19 protein-coding genes are annotated in these 16,859 nt (G+C 46.6%); 3 read left to right on the top strand and 16 right to left on the bottom strand.

What is annotated here, in order from left to right; genetic code table 11:
• Nucleotides 1–44: 44 nt before the first annotated feature.
• From F384_RS09825 to F384_RS09895, 15 genes are all read right to left on the bottom strand, one after another.
• Nucleotides 45–1,148, bottom strand: a complete 1,104-nt coding sequence (locus F384_RS09825) for a DUF6094 domain-containing protein (protein ID WP_046481307.1) — start codon at nucleotides 1,146–1,148, stop codon at nucleotides 45–47.
• Nucleotides 1,149–1,218: 70 nt separating this feature from the next.
• Nucleotides 1,219–1,833: a hypothetical protein gene (locus tag F384_RS09830; protein ID WP_046481308.1), complete on the bottom strand. Its 615-nt coding sequence runs from the start codon at nucleotides 1,831–1,833 to the stop codon at nucleotides 1,219–1,221.
• 71 nt (nucleotides 1,834–1,904) lie between these two features.
• A complete protein-coding gene (locus tag F384_RS09835; protein ID WP_162200240.1) occupies nucleotides 1,905–2,603 on the bottom strand; it encodes a DUF3275 family protein in 699 nt (232 codons plus the stop codon).
• A 27-nt stretch (nucleotides 2,604–2,630) separates the two neighbouring features.
• Nucleotides 2,631–3,044, bottom strand: coding sequence for a DUF3577 domain-containing protein (locus tag F384_RS09840; RefSeq protein ID WP_046481310.1), 414 nt, complete (start codon nucleotides 3,042–3,044; stop codon nucleotides 2,631–2,633).
• Nucleotides 3,045–3,409: 365 nt separating this feature from the next.
• Complete coding sequence (locus tag F384_RS09845; protein WP_049106069.1) at nucleotides 3,410–3,778, bottom strand: DUF3085 domain-containing protein; 369 nt, start codon at nucleotides 3,776–3,778, stop codon at nucleotides 3,410–3,412.
• A 21-nt stretch (nucleotides 3,779–3,799) separates the two neighbouring features.
• Nucleotides 3,800–4,021 (bottom strand): hypothetical protein, encoded by a 222-nt coding sequence (locus F384_RS09850; protein ID WP_046481311.1) that lies wholly within the window; start codon nucleotides 4,019–4,021, stop codon nucleotides 3,800–3,802.
• A gap of 217 nt (nucleotides 4,022–4,238) precedes the next feature.
• Nucleotides 4,239–5,246, bottom strand: coding sequence for a phosphoadenosine phosphosulfate reductase family protein (locus tag F384_RS09855; RefSeq protein ID WP_046481312.1), 1,008 nt, complete (start codon nucleotides 5,244–5,246; stop codon nucleotides 4,239–4,241).
• Nucleotides 5,247–5,391: 145 nt separating this feature from the next.
• A complete protein-coding gene (ssb, locus tag F384_RS09860) occupies nucleotides 5,392–5,790 on the bottom strand; it encodes a single-stranded DNA-binding protein (protein ID WP_046481313.1) in 399 nt (132 codons plus the stop codon).
• A gap of 20 nt (nucleotides 5,791–5,810) precedes the next feature.
• Nucleotides 5,811–6,302 carry a DUF3158 family protein gene (locus F384_RS09865; RefSeq protein WP_049106066.1) on the bottom strand — a complete coding sequence of 164 codons (492 nt, stop codon included), beginning with the start codon at nucleotides 6,300–6,302 and terminating at the stop codon, nucleotides 5,811–5,813.
• Entirely contained in the window at nucleotides 6,283–7,101 is an 819-nt protein-coding gene (locus F384_RS09870; protein WP_046481314.1) for a PFL_4669 family integrating conjugative element protein, read from the bottom strand. Before F384_RS09870 ends, F384_RS09865 begins: the two co-directional genes overlap by 20 nt.
• A 292-nt stretch (nucleotides 7,102–7,393) precedes the next feature.
• Nucleotides 7,394–7,606 (bottom strand): TraR/DksA family transcriptional regulator, encoded by a 213-nt coding sequence (locus tag F384_RS09875; protein ID WP_046498025.1) that lies wholly within the window; start codon nucleotides 7,604–7,606, stop codon nucleotides 7,394–7,396.
• Entirely contained in the window at nucleotides 7,596–8,180 is a 585-nt protein-coding gene (locus F384_RS09880) for a DUF2857 domain-containing protein (protein WP_077259937.1), read from the bottom strand. Before F384_RS09880 ends, F384_RS09875 begins: the two co-directional genes overlap by 11 nt.
• A complete protein-coding gene (locus F384_RS09885) occupies nucleotides 8,177–9,646 on the bottom strand; it encodes a ParB family protein (RefSeq protein WP_052746915.1) in 1,470 nt (489 codons plus the stop codon). Before F384_RS09885 ends, F384_RS09880 begins: the two co-directional genes overlap by 4 nt.
• Before the next feature lie 40 nt (nucleotides 9,647–9,686).
• Complete coding sequence (locus F384_RS09890; protein ID WP_046481316.1) at nucleotides 9,687–9,872, bottom strand: AlpA family transcriptional regulator; 186 nt, start codon at nucleotides 9,870–9,872, stop codon at nucleotides 9,687–9,689.
• 109 nt (nucleotides 9,873–9,981) lie between these two features.
• A complete protein-coding gene (locus tag F384_RS09895; RefSeq protein WP_046481317.1) occupies nucleotides 9,982–10,878 on the bottom strand; it encodes a hypothetical protein in 897 nt (298 codons plus the stop codon).
• Nucleotides 10,879–11,472: 594 nt separating this feature from the next.
• Between F384_RS09895 and F384_RS09900 the strand changes: the two genes are divergently transcribed.
• From F384_RS09900 to F384_RS09910, 3 genes are all read left to right on the top strand, one after another.
• Complete coding sequence (locus tag F384_RS09900; protein ID WP_046481318.1) at nucleotides 11,473–13,056, top strand: GMC family oxidoreductase; 1,584 nt, start codon at nucleotides 11,473–11,475, stop codon at nucleotides 13,054–13,056.
• 17 nt (nucleotides 13,057–13,073) lie between these two features.
• On the top strand, nucleotides 13,074–14,507 hold the full coding sequence (locus tag F384_RS09905) for an aldehyde dehydrogenase family protein (protein WP_046498027.1): 1,434 nt from the start codon (nucleotides 13,074–13,076) through the stop codon (nucleotides 14,505–14,507).
• Nucleotides 14,508–14,582: 75 nt separating this feature from the next.
• On the top strand, nucleotides 14,583–15,995 hold the full coding sequence (locus F384_RS09910) for a sugar porter family MFS transporter (protein ID WP_046481319.1): 1,413 nt from the start codon (nucleotides 14,583–14,585) through the stop codon (nucleotides 15,993–15,995).
• Nucleotides 15,996–16,046: 51 nt separating this feature from the next.
• On the opposite strand, the gene F384_RS09915 is transcribed toward F384_RS09910, so the two are convergent.
• Nucleotides 16,047–16,826, bottom strand: a complete 780-nt coding sequence (locus F384_RS09915; RefSeq protein ID WP_226991639.1) for a YdcF family protein — start codon at nucleotides 16,824–16,826, stop codon at nucleotides 16,047–16,049.
• Nucleotides 16,827–16,859 lie beyond the last annotated feature (33 nt).

Raw genomic sequence — 16,859 nt, forward strand, 5'->3', positions numbered from 1 at the left:
AAAAAGTTCCTTAATAAATGACGGATTAAATAATTCAGAGTGATTTAGCGAATGGAAATCAGTTCACCGAAGGTTTGAGAATCCTGTGTCATATCCCATGCCGAAATAGCTGGTATAAAGCGGTCGGTCATAATGATGGTTTCAGTAATATTACCGTCATCATCTTCGGTAAATTCCGTTTTCCTGTTTTTCGTCTTGTAAGTGTCACCGCGTACAACCAACGTGCGGCCTGCCGGAGAGGTGATAACACCAGTAATAGCGCCAGCAGCGAGTGCCAGTGCAAGATGCCAGCGTGAAAGCTGCCGGACAGGCGGACGTGGAGGCTGAGGCTGAACACAAAGCTGCGTGGAGAATGACGGCCAGAGTCCCTGAACATGCAGGATCTCTTCTGCAAGTTGCACCGGCTCCATTGTCACACGGTAAAAATGTTTCAGCTCTTGTCGGACAACGGGGACGGTATAGGGAACAGACCACATTTCGGGAAGTGGCACCGCCGTTTCATCGCCTTTGCCAATAGCAATCAGACTCTGATAAATCTGTCTGACGCTGTTCTGGTTCTGTTGATTCTGACGAATACGCCGACCAAAGATCACCACCTGTTTGAACTGGTCTGTCGCTGCAGAAAACACCTGTACATCAGTGAAGCTGTTTGCCAGCCAGCCGGAAAATTCCTTATCGAGCGTGTAAAAAGGAATAACCATTACCAGAATACCGTTGTACATCAGGTTATCCACAACGCGCCGGTAGAACTGCTTTTCCAGACGGGCACGACCTTTTTTACTGAACTCAGGATCATTATCCTTCACCAGATCGCCGTAGGGTGGGTTAAGAAACAGTAATGAAAACGTCTGCTGCGAAATAATGGTGTCCATCAGATCGCTGTGCAACGTCACATCAGCCATCGTGGCACAATGGGCGGCGCGTTCTGCATCGTACTCTACGGCGTAAGCCTTCGCCTGTTCACCGAGGTGGCTGGCGATTTCCGTCACAGCGACGCCCTCTCCTGCACAGGGGTCCAGGAGCCGAATAGTACCGGAAGAGTCATCAGGAGACAGCGCAGTAAGAATGTGTTCCAGCGTGGTGTCATCGGTGGGAAAATATCCATTGCGTATAAAATTTTGTGCAAGGCGGGGAAACATCAGAGCCATAGTGAGTTGTCCTGAAATAAGAATAAGAAATCGGAACGTACCCGTGGTACAGGTACGTCCGTGATTACGGTCAGGCGGCACGAAAATAATAATCAGAGGCATGTGGTGTGGTGGAGAGTTCTCTCATAACAATAGCTTCGCTGATAAGTCTGGTCAGCACAGGCGTATCAAGAGAAAGCTGCCACCCCGTGAGTTCGCCGTAACCCCCAATGGGGATTAACATCTGCGAGGTCTGTATCAGCGTCAGTACCCGATCCCGCCAGTGTTCCAGTAAAGGCAGCGTGGTGGTTTCATTCAATAACGTCCAGACACGTTCACGCCAGTACGGATCATCACGCTTAAGCAGCAGGAATGCCTGACCATTCGCCCTGTCAGGTATCAGACAGCGCTTATCGAATAACCAGGCATGAACCAGCGTTCCGAAGCGAGTTTGCTGATGGCGGGAAGAACGTTTGTCGAAATTATCGTTATTGCCGGGGAAAAGAATGTGCTCGTTGATTGAAGCGTCTGTCAGGGTGAACTGCGTCAGCGCATCTTCGTTTTTCAGCGTCATAAGGGCCAGCAGTTCCTGCACGGAAGTATCTCTGCCCCAGACGGAAAGAAAAAGCAAAGAGCGCCGCTCATCGCAGATATAACCATCAGACATAATATGAGGTACTTCGCTAAGCTGAAGCAGTGAGGGCATGGAAAACTCCTTAAATTAACGGGGCTTTCCCTGTCGGGAAAACCCGACAGTGGGGTAATAATCGGTGAAGATCAGTACTGCGCGGCAACAGCCGGTACGCCTGATTTGATAAAATGTTGCTCCTGCGCGGAAAAGTCGTAGCCCAGTTGTGTCAGGCGTGCTTTTTGTTGGCGCAGAATCTGACGAGGTACCGTAGCATCAAGTTTCACGATATTTGCCAGAGGCCAGAGTGGACCAAACAGCGTCTGATCACCGGACTCCTGCTCGGCGGGTGTCGGTAAGGTGAACTGCAGACGTTTTTTCCCCTTAGTTTCCGGGGCTTTTGCTGCTGGCGCTGATTTCGTTTTTTCCGGAAACGGTCGTTCTGATACAGGTTCTTTCGGTGTTTCTTCCTCCAACGGATCGTTAACCGGAGGAAGAAGCTTCCGCTCTTCATCCGGCGTCAGTTCAGTGTTGCTGGCAATATTCATAGCATCGAGACGGACGCGAATTTCAGAACCCGAGTTTGCTCCATAACTCCATGAATGCATGAAAATTCTGCCAATGACAAACTGACCTTCATAAGTCCCGGCGCTGTATTGTTCCAGCTCCCTGTCTTTGACCGAGAAACTACCAATGTCTGTTTCCAACAGTCCAACGTTAAAGGCACCATTGCGGCCATTAATTGTTCTCACAACCAGTTTTCCGGTCACAATAACCGGGGAGTGTTGAGCGGTATTCATTGTTCGATTCCTGATGAGGTATAAGATGGGATGGAGAATAAAAGCCACAAGGACTTCCATTCTCCGTGAATAATATCAGGCATCCACAGGCTGATTTTCAGCCGCGTTTTCCCGGTAAAATTCATGCCCGTCAATCTTCAGCGTGGTAATTTTAATCAGGCGACCTTTAATACCACAGCCGCACTGACCTTTTTTCTCACCCTTCTCATAGGTAAAACATTCGGGGTAAATATCGCCAACGCTGAAAGAAATCAGTACCTTCTGTTTTTTACTCAGCGCATCCTGACAGCTTTCCAGAAGTTCAACGGCTTTCTCGTTATAAACGCGCACATCAATATAAGTATATTCAGGAGAATCAGTTGTTCCCCGTAATGCGGCAATAGTACAGGCCAGAAAAGGATTCCCTTTTTTGGGTGTAACCTGACGCAGACGATTAACATAGCCAATACCACGAGTATGCAGGTCAAAATATTTACGTTCAGTATTCATGAGATATCTCCACAAAAAAATAAGCGGAGACAGTCCCAACGGGATTGTCTCCCGCAGGATGAGTGTATAAATGAATGGTCAATAATAACGACACTATACCGGAGGTACATTGCCTGTTTGCAGTCGTATCAGGCATTAAAGGGCAGGCATGACACTGAGACTCAGTGCGACAGCTTACAGCCTGGCTGTCAAAAGGCCCATCACAGGGATGGAAAGTGCAGGCTCAGTAAATAACAGGCCAGGTAGTTTCGCAAAGAGAAAACTGTTTTCATAATATAATTAAAAACAGCACCAGCCTGATGAAATCAGTATTTCATGAAATGTTCATTAAAAAAATCCTCTGCCATATGACAGAGGATTTGAGGTTAATAATTAACAGTATGGTATCTGAACTGAGTAGGTGTAAACGAAACTTCCAGGTCAGCGCTGTGACGGATAACCTCCTGAAGAACGTTATCCGTCACCGGCAATGTTTCACAAAAATCATCACCACCACAGACATCCCTGAGTTCATAGTACCAGTCGTCAAACTCAGCCAGGTCAGGATTGAAACCTTCTGCATAAGAAAGCGTTAATACTCTTCCAGTTTTTGGGTCAGACATACCGTTTTCCGGCATCATATACAGACCATGATCCTTAACAAGAAAAACAGCACATTGATTTTTCATCGCTTCCTGAATAACCGGAATTAACGTTTCAGCTTTAAAAATAACGCTACGGGCACCTTTCATCATAATCAGTTCCTTTGTTAGATTTCAGTCCGAGAAGACAAGATCCAGTTCATATATTTGTTGATGCAGCGTGGAACAGGATATTTCGGCAATACGTAATGTTTGCCCGGCAAGACCATGAACCAGACTGTCACTGTCCCAGCGGTACTTTTGCTCCAGTAACTTTATTCGCTGATGCAACTCATTCACATCATTCGCCAGCCGGGCAATATCCATTCGCAACTCTTCATTACCAGGGTAATTCATGATTTATTCTCCGGGAGGAATTTAACGACAGCACGGCATCAACCGGACACCTGTTTTCAGTCGCTGGCAGGTGTAAAGGGCTCGGGCGTCGCAAAACTGCGGATAACTTTCAGCCCTGTTACCTGGGCGCCATAAAGGCAATCAAGCCTGTTCATTACACGCGAAGATGGAGGAAGCGAGCAGTGAAAACTCTGTTTTGCCCCATCAGAAATAATCGCTATTCACAGATACCGGTATAAATACCGTAGCAGGGCTGGCTGTCATTAATGGCCGCAATTTCATCGAATAACTTTCCACCGTGAAGGGAAAACACCCATCGCCGATAGGTTTCAATACCGTGACTGTCCAGACTGATTTTGTTGATATCTTGTTCGGCTTTTAACGGGTCGCGGGTTGAAGGAAAAAAGGTGGAATTCCCGCGCGTGGAGCACGCAGCAACAATCCGCTCCCATTCTGCAACGCGCTGTATCTGCTCCGGGAAGCGCCGGAATATCACGCCCAGCTCTTTTTTCCGCGCATGAATACAGGGCATACAGCCGACGCGTGAACATCCCTGCTGATACAGCGGATTGGGCGGAATACCGTGACGTTTCGCCAGCGCAAAAACATCATCATGCGTCCACTGCAATAAAGGCCGGTAAACATGCAGGCCAGGCTGATTATCCGCATCCAACTCCAGTTCCGGCAAACGGGCACGTGACGCTGATTCCTGAGCTCGCACTCCTTGCCAGCTCACCACATCATCATACTGTCCCAGCAGCGGCTGAATTATCTGTTCATCAATCGGACGGTGCTTTAGCTCAAACGTGCAGAACCGGGCGCGGGTGCTGGGAAAACGGCCTTTCCAGATACATAAATCCAGGAAGGGAATGCCACGGGGGTACATCTGTTCCAGCGTTTCAGCGACACGTTGTTCTGCACCCTGCGGCGTATAACCATATTTTTCAACAAGCTTAATGGGCCAGATATTCTGGATATAATTTCGCTTATTTATAATTCGCTGACTGAAATCTGCACGAACACGAATAACCGGTCCCAATTTCTGCTCCAGCAGGGAAATATATTCATACGTCAGGGGATGTTCGTGCCCGGTGTCAGCAAATATCACGACTGAATCAATATCCCACTCGCGGGATAATAACCAGAGTGCCAGTGAGTCTTTCCCACCCGACAAACTAATAACATGCCGGACTGCACCATCGGAAATTTTATTTTCTGGAAACATGACAGCAACCTCATTGTGATAAATGAAGTTGCTAATTAATGCTCAGATAAACCAACTGTCCTTACAGAAACAAATATGTATAAACAGAAGAATGACGCCATATTTCGACGTCATTCTTAATTATGACAACCAGCAGAAAAAGATATTACTCGCCCGCATTATCCGATGAATGATCACCCGGCGCTTTATCCGGTTCAGGTTTACCCAGCATCTGTAACATCCCGTTGATATCGACCACGATTTCAGTGGACTGGCGTTCTGCACCGATACTGTCCAGCCATTTCCTGACCTGTAATCGTCCCTCAAGATACACCTGGGTGCCCTTCTTAAGATGTGCGGCAGCTATTTCCGCAAGTTTGTTATACACTACAATCCGGTGCCACTGCGTCCGTTCTTTCGTTTCCCCGGTCTCTTTATCTTTCCATGAATCGCCCGTCGCCACGGAAAATACTGCCACAGGTTGTTTATCCGCAGTATAACGAACTTCCGGGTCTTGCCCTAAATATCCAATCAGGCAAACTTTATTCAGTCCTCTCTGGGCCATAATTTCATTTCTCCGGTTATTTATTTTGTTGCAGAGAAAACAGATGCTGAAATATTTCCCGCATCCATCATTTTTACTGAGCACTCACGTATCTGGCGCAGGATAAAAGTCAAAACAGACATCTGCATATTAAACACAATACGATCCCGCTCAATAGCAAGGAGTGCATCGCGCACCGTTTGTGGGACCGAGGGCTCCTGCACCAGTGCCTGCCATGCCGCAGTACCTGAACGATTATTCTGCTGGTTGCGCCAGCGCAGGAAATCTGCACCAGAACGGGCTGGCCCACGACATAACATTAAGGGTAAATACTGTAACGGCCAGCGCCACGCCCGGTGCAGTACAAGAGTCTGTATCTGGTGCAGGTTCGCCTTCGCGTCTGTCGCGTACCGCGCCAGCCTCTCCGGCTCTCTTACCCTTAAAAGATCCTTTGTACAGCTTTCGTAAGCAAGCCAGTCAGAACCCGTGAGCGCCCGATATTCCGTGACAGCATCAGGTCTCTGACTCATCATCTTCTGCCTCTGTTGCAGAATCCGACGAACGGGTTGATGCCGTTTCGGCGTCATCATGCGGATCTGGCGCAGTTACCGAAGTTTCGTCCACCTGAACAGGTACCGATGGTTGTTCATCAACAGCCTGGCGCAGCGGTGGTGCATACACTGAACGGCTGGAACCGCTGAATACCTCATCTGGCACCGGCCCGACCTGCTCTTCTGCTGCAATCGCTCTGGCATTATGATCACGGATATCCTGACGGGTGACCGGAATACGGCGGTATTTCTGGGCCAGTACCAGAATACTGCGAATCAGATTGCCGCCCTTCTGGCGCAGAGCGTTCATCTCCACACGATTAATCAGAGCCATATGCTGGGCCAGCAAAGCTTTACGCATCAGTTCATCAAAATCTGTCAGTAAATAGACTGCAATAAAGCCAAGTTGCGAGCTGGCAAAAACCGGGAATCGTGCAGGCTGGATACTGGCGCAACCCTCAACGGTCATCATTTCCGGTAACTGACTGAATACCACCTTCATGTTGTCGATAAGCGTGTTCATTTCAGCGCGGGCAAACAGAAGGCGTTCCTCCAGGCGCAGCATCCACAAATCGGCATAAGGGTTATCCGCCTGAGAATCCAGACGGATGATATTCATGATATTAAGGAAGCGTGGTATACCGATAATGCCGTGGATCTGCTCTGCGGGATCAGGTTGTCGGCCAGTCCAGGTTCGGGTCGCAAGGTGGGTATGCAGTTCGATAGTCACAGTGCTGCGTAAGGGGCCAGTGGTCAGCTGGACAGGGGTCATATCACTCATGGTGTTCACTCCGGCTGTGGTACGGGGAGTAATGAGAATGAAGCAGGACCATGTGGTGAACAACGAAAAACCAGAACCAGTAAACCGCAAGTATCTGAAGGCAACTTGGGAACATTACAATTGATTTTATCTACTGTTTCTCCGCATATTGATAGGGAAGCGCCCATCGATATTTGAGGTCAAATATCGATGGGCGCTTCCCTATCAATTATAGCTTTTTAATTGTCAATTTCTATAATATGAACTCACGCTTGTATACACCACAAAGATGTCATTTCCTGACAGGCTGATATCAGACGTGATATTTACGCTCGAGCTCTGTCTGGCACTCGATACACAACGATACTCCCGATATAAGTAATCGCCGTTTCTCTGGGATCGCCTCGCCACATTTACGACAGAAATACAATGATGAAGAGCCACTGGCAGCTATGCGTGAACGTGCGATCATGTTTTCAAGCTGCAGCTCATTAAATTCCTGGTCGCGATCTATCTCATCCATTATGTAATGCTCCCTGCGTCTCTTTTTCACACAACGTAATGCGGTTCCAGACAACAGTAAGTGAGAGGGAATCTCCCGCAGCCTCGCCGGAAAAAGATTCAGTTATATCCATCATCACATCCAGCGCATCCATAGACAGCAGGTTATCCGGGCGACGAGGTTTCCACAGCCGCCAGATCCTGGCATCCATATCCTCATCCGGTATTCGCGTTCTGCCTTGTGAAATACTAATTCCAATAAACCGGCGTCTTGCACTGATTTCAGCGGATGACAGGCCAAAAAAATCGCCGAGTAACTCAATCGAACCACCCAACGCGATAGCCCGGTTTATCCTTTGTTGTAGCTGAATTTCCTGCCTTGTCTGGGCAAGAAGCTGGCGCAGGACTTCATGATGAATAGTGACATTTAGAAACTGGGCAGAGGCACGACTCAGAATAAAAAGTTCATCCACAGATAAATTATTAATGGCTTCCAATTCGTTATAGGTAAAACCAAGCGATTCACAATGACGGATATTTCCTTCTTTCAACGCATGTAATGCATCTGTCAAAACGGCATAATTTAATGACGGGATCATAATAATTCTCCCTGACGTTGTTTATCGTATAAATGGCGGATATGGAGTGTTAGCTGGAAAATTTTGATCAATGTTTCCTCACTAATTCCCGCAGAAATATCAGGAGAGCCAGTTAACATTTTTCGCCAGATAACAGCACTACCAGGCAACTTCCCGGCAAGAAAAGATAATATTTGCCAGTAAATTTTACCTTCGTTTGACAACTCACCTTCCGGGGAAGCAATATCAAATATCCCATCAGAAGCAGGTGAAATAAGGAACTCCAGTCCGGCGTTACCTGCCAGTTCCCAGGCCATCTGATCAATTAGCGCCGATAACGCCTCCTGAGTATCAAATTGCCGATCCCTGCCAAGAAATAACTCATCAGTCGGTAGTGCAGAGGTAACCTGGTGATCAGATAAAAATCCCGGTTCAGAATAATGAGTGTTGGATGCAGGAGTAGTCACCCTATCAGAGCTAATTGTTTCCCTTTCTCCAAAATCAGAAAGTGACTGATCTGACGGTGTATCTGTTTCACTGTGATCCCGACCTTGAGAAGATTCTTCGGGCGATATTCTATCCCGGTATTTTTGCTCCACCCAGCGCTGTTCGCTGATATCGGGGAGTTCAGGAACAGGTTCACTACCAAGAATAGTATTACATTTTTGTGCTCTGGCATCGGTCACCAGTGCAACAGTATTATAATCAATATTCAGCGTCTGGCTTACCAGACCAGTCAGTTCATCCTGAATATGTTCAAGCGAGAAATCTGCTGTCGGTTCATTAAACGATGTCAATGCCATTGCAAAGATATCATCAAATAAAGGAACCTGATGTGCCGACGCCGGAAGAAATTCCTGGCAATATTTATCCCAGAACCGTTCCGTATTAGAGCGCAATGTCAGCAACCTCTCAGTATTCTTTCTTGACATCCCACTATAAAGTAGCTCAGGAATATAAGGAAGAAGATACTGGATAGTCGATGACATAATACTCAACTGGGTCTGTGAAACAGAATAACCGGCCTGACTCAGCATGCTAACCAAATCCCGCTGATAGCATTCACTATTTAATTTCTTGTATATTTCGACAGCATTTTGAACGCCAAGCGCCCGCTCAATAAAAGTCAGCGCCCCTCGCTTATCATTTTCTACAAGATGCCCCAACAGGCAATCAAGATTACCTTCTTCAATACTCCTGTCTGTATGCCATTCGCGATAATGGCAGATTATATTCCAGTATTTTTTGTCATGAGTTTCCAGCCAAAGCTCATTGAGTATCGCCAGACGCGTATTGCCGCCGCTGGCGATAATATAAAAATCCTCGCCAGGTCGACGGGTAATTTGTGGTAACTGTTCAAGTCCGCGATGACGGATAGATTCTTTAATTTCATCATAGTTCGGGTTACGGGTAATACGCGGATTTAAATCAAATGCCCGCAATTGTTCCAGTTCAACAGGCATAAGTATGCCCTGATCATTTTTCATTGATATGATCCTGAATAAGTCAATTAGTGATGGAAATAATTTAACGTTTATTTACTTTCGCATTAATCCAATCATCAATCTCGGATTCAAGCCATGCTACGCTGGCTGGGCCAATCTTGATGGACTTAGGGAATCCTTCTGTTTTCATGTAAGTGTAAACCTGAGAACGTTTCAGACCTGTTTTATCCATTACCTGTTTCAAACGCAAGAATCGGTAGGTTGTCATGATGTACCCCGTAGTGGTTTATCGGATAAGGTTACAACACCATGCTTTTCTTACGAAGAATAGCAGCAGCATCCGCATTACGGGTTCTCGTTACAGTAACGATGATTTATTAAAATGGGGCCCCCCTCTTTAAGGCTTTTTTTAGAGTATCACCACTTAACCGATCGGTAATGCCATCACACCTAGCCCATTCTTCAAAAATTGAGATTAACTTATAAGGATGATTGATTAATGTTCCCGTGATGTCATTGTGCTTACAGGCAAGCCATAGAAGTCGCGAGAGGGGGGTAGAAATTTGTGAAGAAGGCTTACTTACGATGGGGAAAAAAGTGTCTGTAAATTTTTCCAGATTATCTCTTTTCACCACAAAGTAGGCATCTCGCGGAAAATCATAAACAGGGAAATAATTTACCTCATTCATTATTAAACTATCCATATCAATCTCAGCACGATAACTGCCAACTTGATTCTCTGGAATGCAGTTTAATCTTTGAGAGATTCTTTGTCCTAAAGTTGTATATTCTAATATCTGAAAAATGTTAGTTTTATCTTTGACCAAAACACCACAGCACGTATTAAACTGTCCTTTTTCAGGGAGAGGAAACCCTAAAGATCGAGCCAGGAAATTTTGAGCGACCAAGCACTCACACCCTATTAATGGGGTATCCATGACATGGCAATGTGGGCGAATTATTTCATTTTCCGCTTTTAATTTCCAGCTCCACCCTGACTGTAAGCAATCATTACTTAGAAAACATAACTTGCTTATAATACCTTTCTTCTCCTCCACTAAGAAAAGTTTATTTTTTTCAGACTTAATTTTTTGGACTATAATCGGGGACTGAAAATATATTGATAGTGTTAGATACCCATAGAATGCATAGCGCCATACATCGCTACTGGTAATTGCAACACTACATTTTTTATTTATTATATTTGCGGCCTCATTTATTGTAACCCAAACTGGCATAGAGATATTTCTACTACAATATGGTAAAGCTTTCATTTTGTTTCCTCCTTTTATATTTAACAAACGCAAATAAAACAGATAACAGCACTTTAGGCCAATGAAAAACTAATTATAGGTATTAGACTTTTATTTCATTTGTGGCCACAAAACAATAAACTCATTAAAATCATAGAAATGCCAACTTAGATCTGGGTTGTTATATATATTCAAACTGGTAAGGTATTAATAAGTCTATTTTCTGATAAAATATTTTCATGACGAACACAAACACTCTTCAGAAAAGAGCTTTTTACTAATAAAAATTCATAAGTTAATTTAAAAAACTCTTATCTCTAAATGCCTCTGTTAAAGTCATATGGCAAACTAATCAAAAATGTGATCAAAGACTCATTTTGAGTGTGAAATCATTTATAAACGTAATTTTTTTGTCGTGATCCTCATCACAACAACAACACACAAATTTAATTAAACACATATATATCAATACGTTATTTATTTTACGTTATGAAAAACAAGCAATTGATCTCTCAATGTTATTAGTTTATAACATCATATCATTGATTGTTAAGTTAGCTTAAGGCTTTCAGGTAGGCCAACTTATTCCCTGTTTCTTAATATGTTGGAGATTATATGGATTATGATTTTATTATCGTCGGAGCTGGCTCGGCAGGTTGCGTGTTGGCCAACCGATTGAGTGAAGATCCTGCGGTCAAGGTTCTGCTATTAGAGGCCGGTTCAAAAGATAATAATCTGATGATCCACATCCCCGGCGGCGTTGGGAAACTCTTTGGGCCAAAAGTTAACTGGCGTTTTCATACCGAGGAGCAGGAACATCTTGATAACCGTCGCATCTGGTATCCCCAGGGTAAAACGTTGGGCGGTTCTAGCTCCATCAACGCCATGATCTATATTCGTGGCCAGCGTGATGATTACAATCATTGGGCGTCACTGGGTAACGAAGGCTGGGATTATGACAGTGTACTGCCTTACTTCCGCAAGGCAGAAGATAACGAGCGTTTCTCTAACCATTACCACGGAACGGGCGGTCCGCTATGGGTATCCGATCAACCTACGCCACACGTGCTTTCTAAATCCTTTGTTCGCTCAATGCAGACATGGGGCCTGCCGTTTAACCATGATTTCAACGGCGATACCATGCACGGCTGCGGTTTCTATCAGGTCACCTGTCGGAGGGGACGCCGCCGTTCTGCAGCAGTGTCTTACCTGAATCCTGTTAAGCAACGCAATAACCTCACAATAATGACTGGCGCGCGAGTCACCCGCATTGTCACTCAAAACGGTCGCGCCACCGGGATTGAAGTTGCAGAGGGCAGGCAACGGATTGTCTATCGCGCTACCACTGAAATCGTCCTCTCCTCAGGGGCAATCAATTCTCCGCGTTTATTGATGCTTTCAGGTATTGGCGACCCGGTAGATCTTCAAGCTGTTGGCATCCAGACGGTCCACGATCTGCCGGGTGTGGGTAAAAATCTTCAAGATCACCTGTGCACTAATCTTCATGTGGGAATTAAGGACCCTATCAGCTATGACCGGCAGGACCGTTATCCACAGGCGCTGGGGCATGGTTTACAGTGGCTACTCTACAAAGGTGGCCCTGCAGCCGCTTGTATTGTTGAGGGCGGCGGGTTCGCTACGGTAGCAGGGGCAACGAGGCCGAATTTGCAAATTCATATGGCTCCCGCTTTTGTGGTTCGCGGTGGTCAAACGGCAATGCCCGGCCACGGTTTTACCATCAATTCAACGTATCTGCGCCCTCGCAGTCGTGGGTATGTAAAGCTGCGCTCATCAAACTTCATCGATGAACCGATGATTAATCCACGTTATCACAGCGATCCTCGCGACCGGGAAATGTCTCTGGAGTCCGTAAAGACTATCCGCGAGATCCTTTGCCAGCCTGATATCGCTAAATATATCGATAAAGAAGTACTGCCCGGGCCTCAGGCAAAAACAGATAAAGAAATAATGGATTACGTCAGGCAATACGCCTGCTGTGACTACCACCCCGTGGGCACTTGCAAAATGGGCCTCGATAACATGGCAGTGGTCGATTCCCGGCTCAAGGTCAGAGGTCTTGAAGGGCTGCGCGTGGTGGATGCCTCCATCATGCCCAAGCTCATCAGTGGCAACACTAATGCTCCGGCCATGATGATTGGCGAGAAAGGAGCGGACATGATCAAACAGGATCATTGTTAATTTTGAATGAGGTCAACATGAGAAAGTACACACAACATTACCAGGGATTTGAAGCTACCGGTGCGCTGGAATACATTCAGCGTAAGAGTCCGGACGGGAAAACAGTTCACGCTGAATTTGTAGCTGGCACCCGTGAGCACGCTGAGCAGGCTATTGCATGCGCTGTTGAGGCTTTTACTGCCTGGTCAGAACTGCCTGGTACTCAGCGTGGCCTTATACTTAATCGCTGGGCCGATCGTGTAGAGGCGCATGCTGAGCAACTCGCCATCATTGATGCCGAAGAGGTACGAAAACCTATACGCCTCGCCCGTGGTGATATGAACGCCGCAGTATCCCTGATCCGTTATGCGGCATCTCTGGCAAGCCAGTTGGAAGGTGAAGCCTTTACGGATGCAGGCCCAGATAAAATGGGGATCACTATTCGCGAAGCGATTGGCGTTGTAGGCGCAATCCTGCCGTGGAACTTCCCGGGATTGATTTTTTGTCAGAAGGTTCCCTTCGCACTGGCTGCCGGATGCACGGTTGTGGTGAAACCGTCTGAGTTTACCTCAAGTTCTGCACTTGAACTGGCTAAACTGGCTGAAGAAAGCGGCGTACCTGCCGGTGTCATTACTGTAGTGACCGGTTACGGCGCTCCTGTGGCCGAAACTATCACCCGCCATCCGGACGTAAAACTCGTGACGTTTACCGGCTCAACGCAGACCGGACAAAAAATCATTGAAAGCTCTGCCAGCACCATTAAACCGTTATCTCTGGAACTGGGAGGAAAAGCAGCAAGTATTGTGTTTGAGAATGCTGATTTGCAAAAAGCAGCAGAGAAAGTTGCGTTCGCAGCCTTCTTTAACCAAGGAGAATGCTGCGTGGCCCAGTCGCGCCTTCTTGTCCAGCGTGGTGTGGCCGATCGATTCACAGAAATGGTTGTTGCTGAAACGCGGAAAATTACCAGCGGCGACCTGTTAAATCCAGAAACGGAAATCGGTTCGCTAATCCACAATGGCCATTTTGAGAAAGTGAAAGAAATGGTAGCGAAGGGCGAATCCCACGGTGCGCAGGTTATTACCGGTGGTAACGCCGACGCCAATGCGGAACAGGATTATTACCCCCCTACCATTCTGAACAATGTTGCGGCAAATAATCCGGCATTTCTCGAAGAAATTTTCGGACCAGTACTGACCGTAACGCCTTTTGATACCCTGGAAGAAGCGGCATATCTGGCGAACCTGCCGGGATATGGCCTGTCCAACAGCATCTGGTCGCAGGACATCACCACCTGTCTGCGTCTGGGTAAAAAGCTTCTCAGCGGTACTGTATATGTCAATACGGCTATTGATGGCCAGCCGCAGTTTGCATTTGGCGGTTATAACAAGAGCGGCTATGGCCGTGAAATGGGTAAGCATGGATTCGAAGAATTCACGCAGGTTAAAACCCTTTCAATCGATATCACACGTTAATTACCTGCCGTTAGACACTCCCCCGAATTGCGTCGGGGGATATAAAAAATAATCTCTGATCCTGAGGGGACTGCTATGAGTCAAACCCTGAGTAGTACAGTTGCGCCTAAAAATCGCTACGTGCAAATTACTGGCTTTCTTGCAGCATTAGGAGGCCTTTTATTCGGCCTTGATGTCGGCGTTATTGCCGGGGCTTTACCCTTTATAGAGAAGGAGTTTCTTGTTAGCGATCACACGCTTGAATGGATAGTCAGCGCATTGCTGGGCGGAGCGGCCATTGGCGCATTGCTTGCTGGTTGTTTCTCACCCGCTTTGGGTCGCAAAAAAGTATTGCTCTTCTCAGCAGTCATTTTTCTACTCGGCGCTCTCTTCTGCGCGTTCGCCTGGTCTCCCGGTTCACTGATTTTAGCCCGATTCGTGCTAGGGCTCGCCGTCGGAGGGGCATCATTTACGGCTCCCGTGTACATATCAGAAGTCGCCCCCCGTCAGTATCGGGGCGCCATGATTTCCGTTTATCAGTTAATGGTCACCATCGGCATTCTCTGCGCATTTTTGTCTAATACTGCCCTGAGCTATTCTGGAAGCTGGCGATGGATGCTGGGTGTTATCGCTATCCCAGCAGCATTGTTCCTGATAGGCACCGCTCTATTACCTGAAAGTCCACGCTGGCTACTGATGCGCAAGCGAGAGGTAGAAGCGAAATTGATCCTGCTTAAGCTTCGCAACAGTGAGAGTATTGTTGCAGATGAAATCAGTGAAATTAACGAGCAACTACGCGTTCCACAGCAGGGCTGGTCGCTATTCAAGTCAAACAGCAATTTCCGCCGTTCGGTATGTCTGGGTATTCTGCTGCAGGTTATGCAGCAGCTTACAGGAATCAATGTCATCATCTATTATGCACCGCGCGTATTCGAGCTTGCAGGATATAGCGACACCACCATGCAAATGTGGGGGACGGTCATTGTAGGTGTTACTAACGTGCTTGCAACGTTTATAGCGGTAGGTTTTATCGATCGCTGGGGCAGAAAACCTATTCTTTATATCGGTTTCCTGGTAATGGCAGCGGGTCTGGGTATTCTTGGTTATCTCTTTGAATCCGGTCACACTGTAAGCGGTGCAATTATCCTGAGTGCGCTGGAGCAAAAGGTGGCAGTGCTGAGCCTTCTGGGCTTTATTGTTGGTTTTGCCATGTCGGCAGGACCTTTGGTATGGACGCTTTGCGCCGAAATCCAACCTATAAAAGGCCGTGATTTTGGTATCACTATCTCAACGATTACCAACTGGGTAGTTAACATGATGGTTGGTGCAACCTTCCTGACCTTACTTAATACGCTGGGCGGCGGTCAGACATTTATGCTTTATGCCGCAATGAATCTGTTCTTTATCATTCTGGTGGCGCTCTATGTCCCGGAAACAAAAGGCGAGTCGCTGGAAAATATTGAAAAACGGTTACTCGAGGGCGTTGCGCTAAGAAAGCTAGGACGTTAACCACACCACAGGCACGCTACGCTGACTGCGTGCCTGTGATTTTCCATGCGCTTAACGGACTATCCCAGCCAGATTAGTACAATACGTGAGTCGCTGCCACGCCTCTTCCACTGCGTCTGGAACCGTAACATGACCAATAAAACCGGCTCCTTTCGGCCCATATCCACCAGCATCATCACGCAATCGCTTCACTTCGCCCAGGGTCATGGATATATAGCGATTGAGATCCCAAACTCCTGGGAGCTGGCCCCCAGTAATCATATACCGCCCATTGACCTGTTTCAGTTTCGGCTTAAAGACCGGCCAGTTAATAAAATTTGCTGACAGATTTTGCTGTTGCCAGCAAAAGCGAAAAGACTCATAAGTACGCCGCTGCATCAATGGGTCTTGGACTAGTATGACATTCTGTGCCGTTAATTTTTCTTTCAAAATGAGATTACGTGTGAATAAAGCATTGAGGCCACAATTAGTTGATTTATCCTCAAGATAAATTTTATCCGCACCAATACCAAAAACCATCTTCGCAATGTCAGCCAGAATTTTAGCTTCACTGTCATTTAACGAATATTTCAATGAGGCTGAGATATAAGCATTGCATTTTACCGCCTCTTTCAGTAATTCGGTTGAATGCCCTATTCCGCCACTAAAGATCACCGGAATATCAGCATTAGCGGCAAAATTCACCGCACCAACAATATTAGGCATGATCGCATGACCAGCAAGAATAAGCATCTCGGGTTGAAGATTATCCTGGGAGGAAAAGTCATCAATGGAAAGCCAGTCAGAAATTGTATTCAAGTCCTTTACCGTAGGATCGGTTAGCTTCATCATTTATTTTCGCTCGAATCACTAATGCAGCCATAG

It is taken from the genome of Citrobacter amalonaticus Y19, from assembly GCF_000981805.1.
Classification (GTDB): Bacteria; Pseudomonadota; Gammaproteobacteria; order Enterobacterales; family Enterobacteriaceae; genus Citrobacter_A; species Citrobacter_A amalonaticus_C.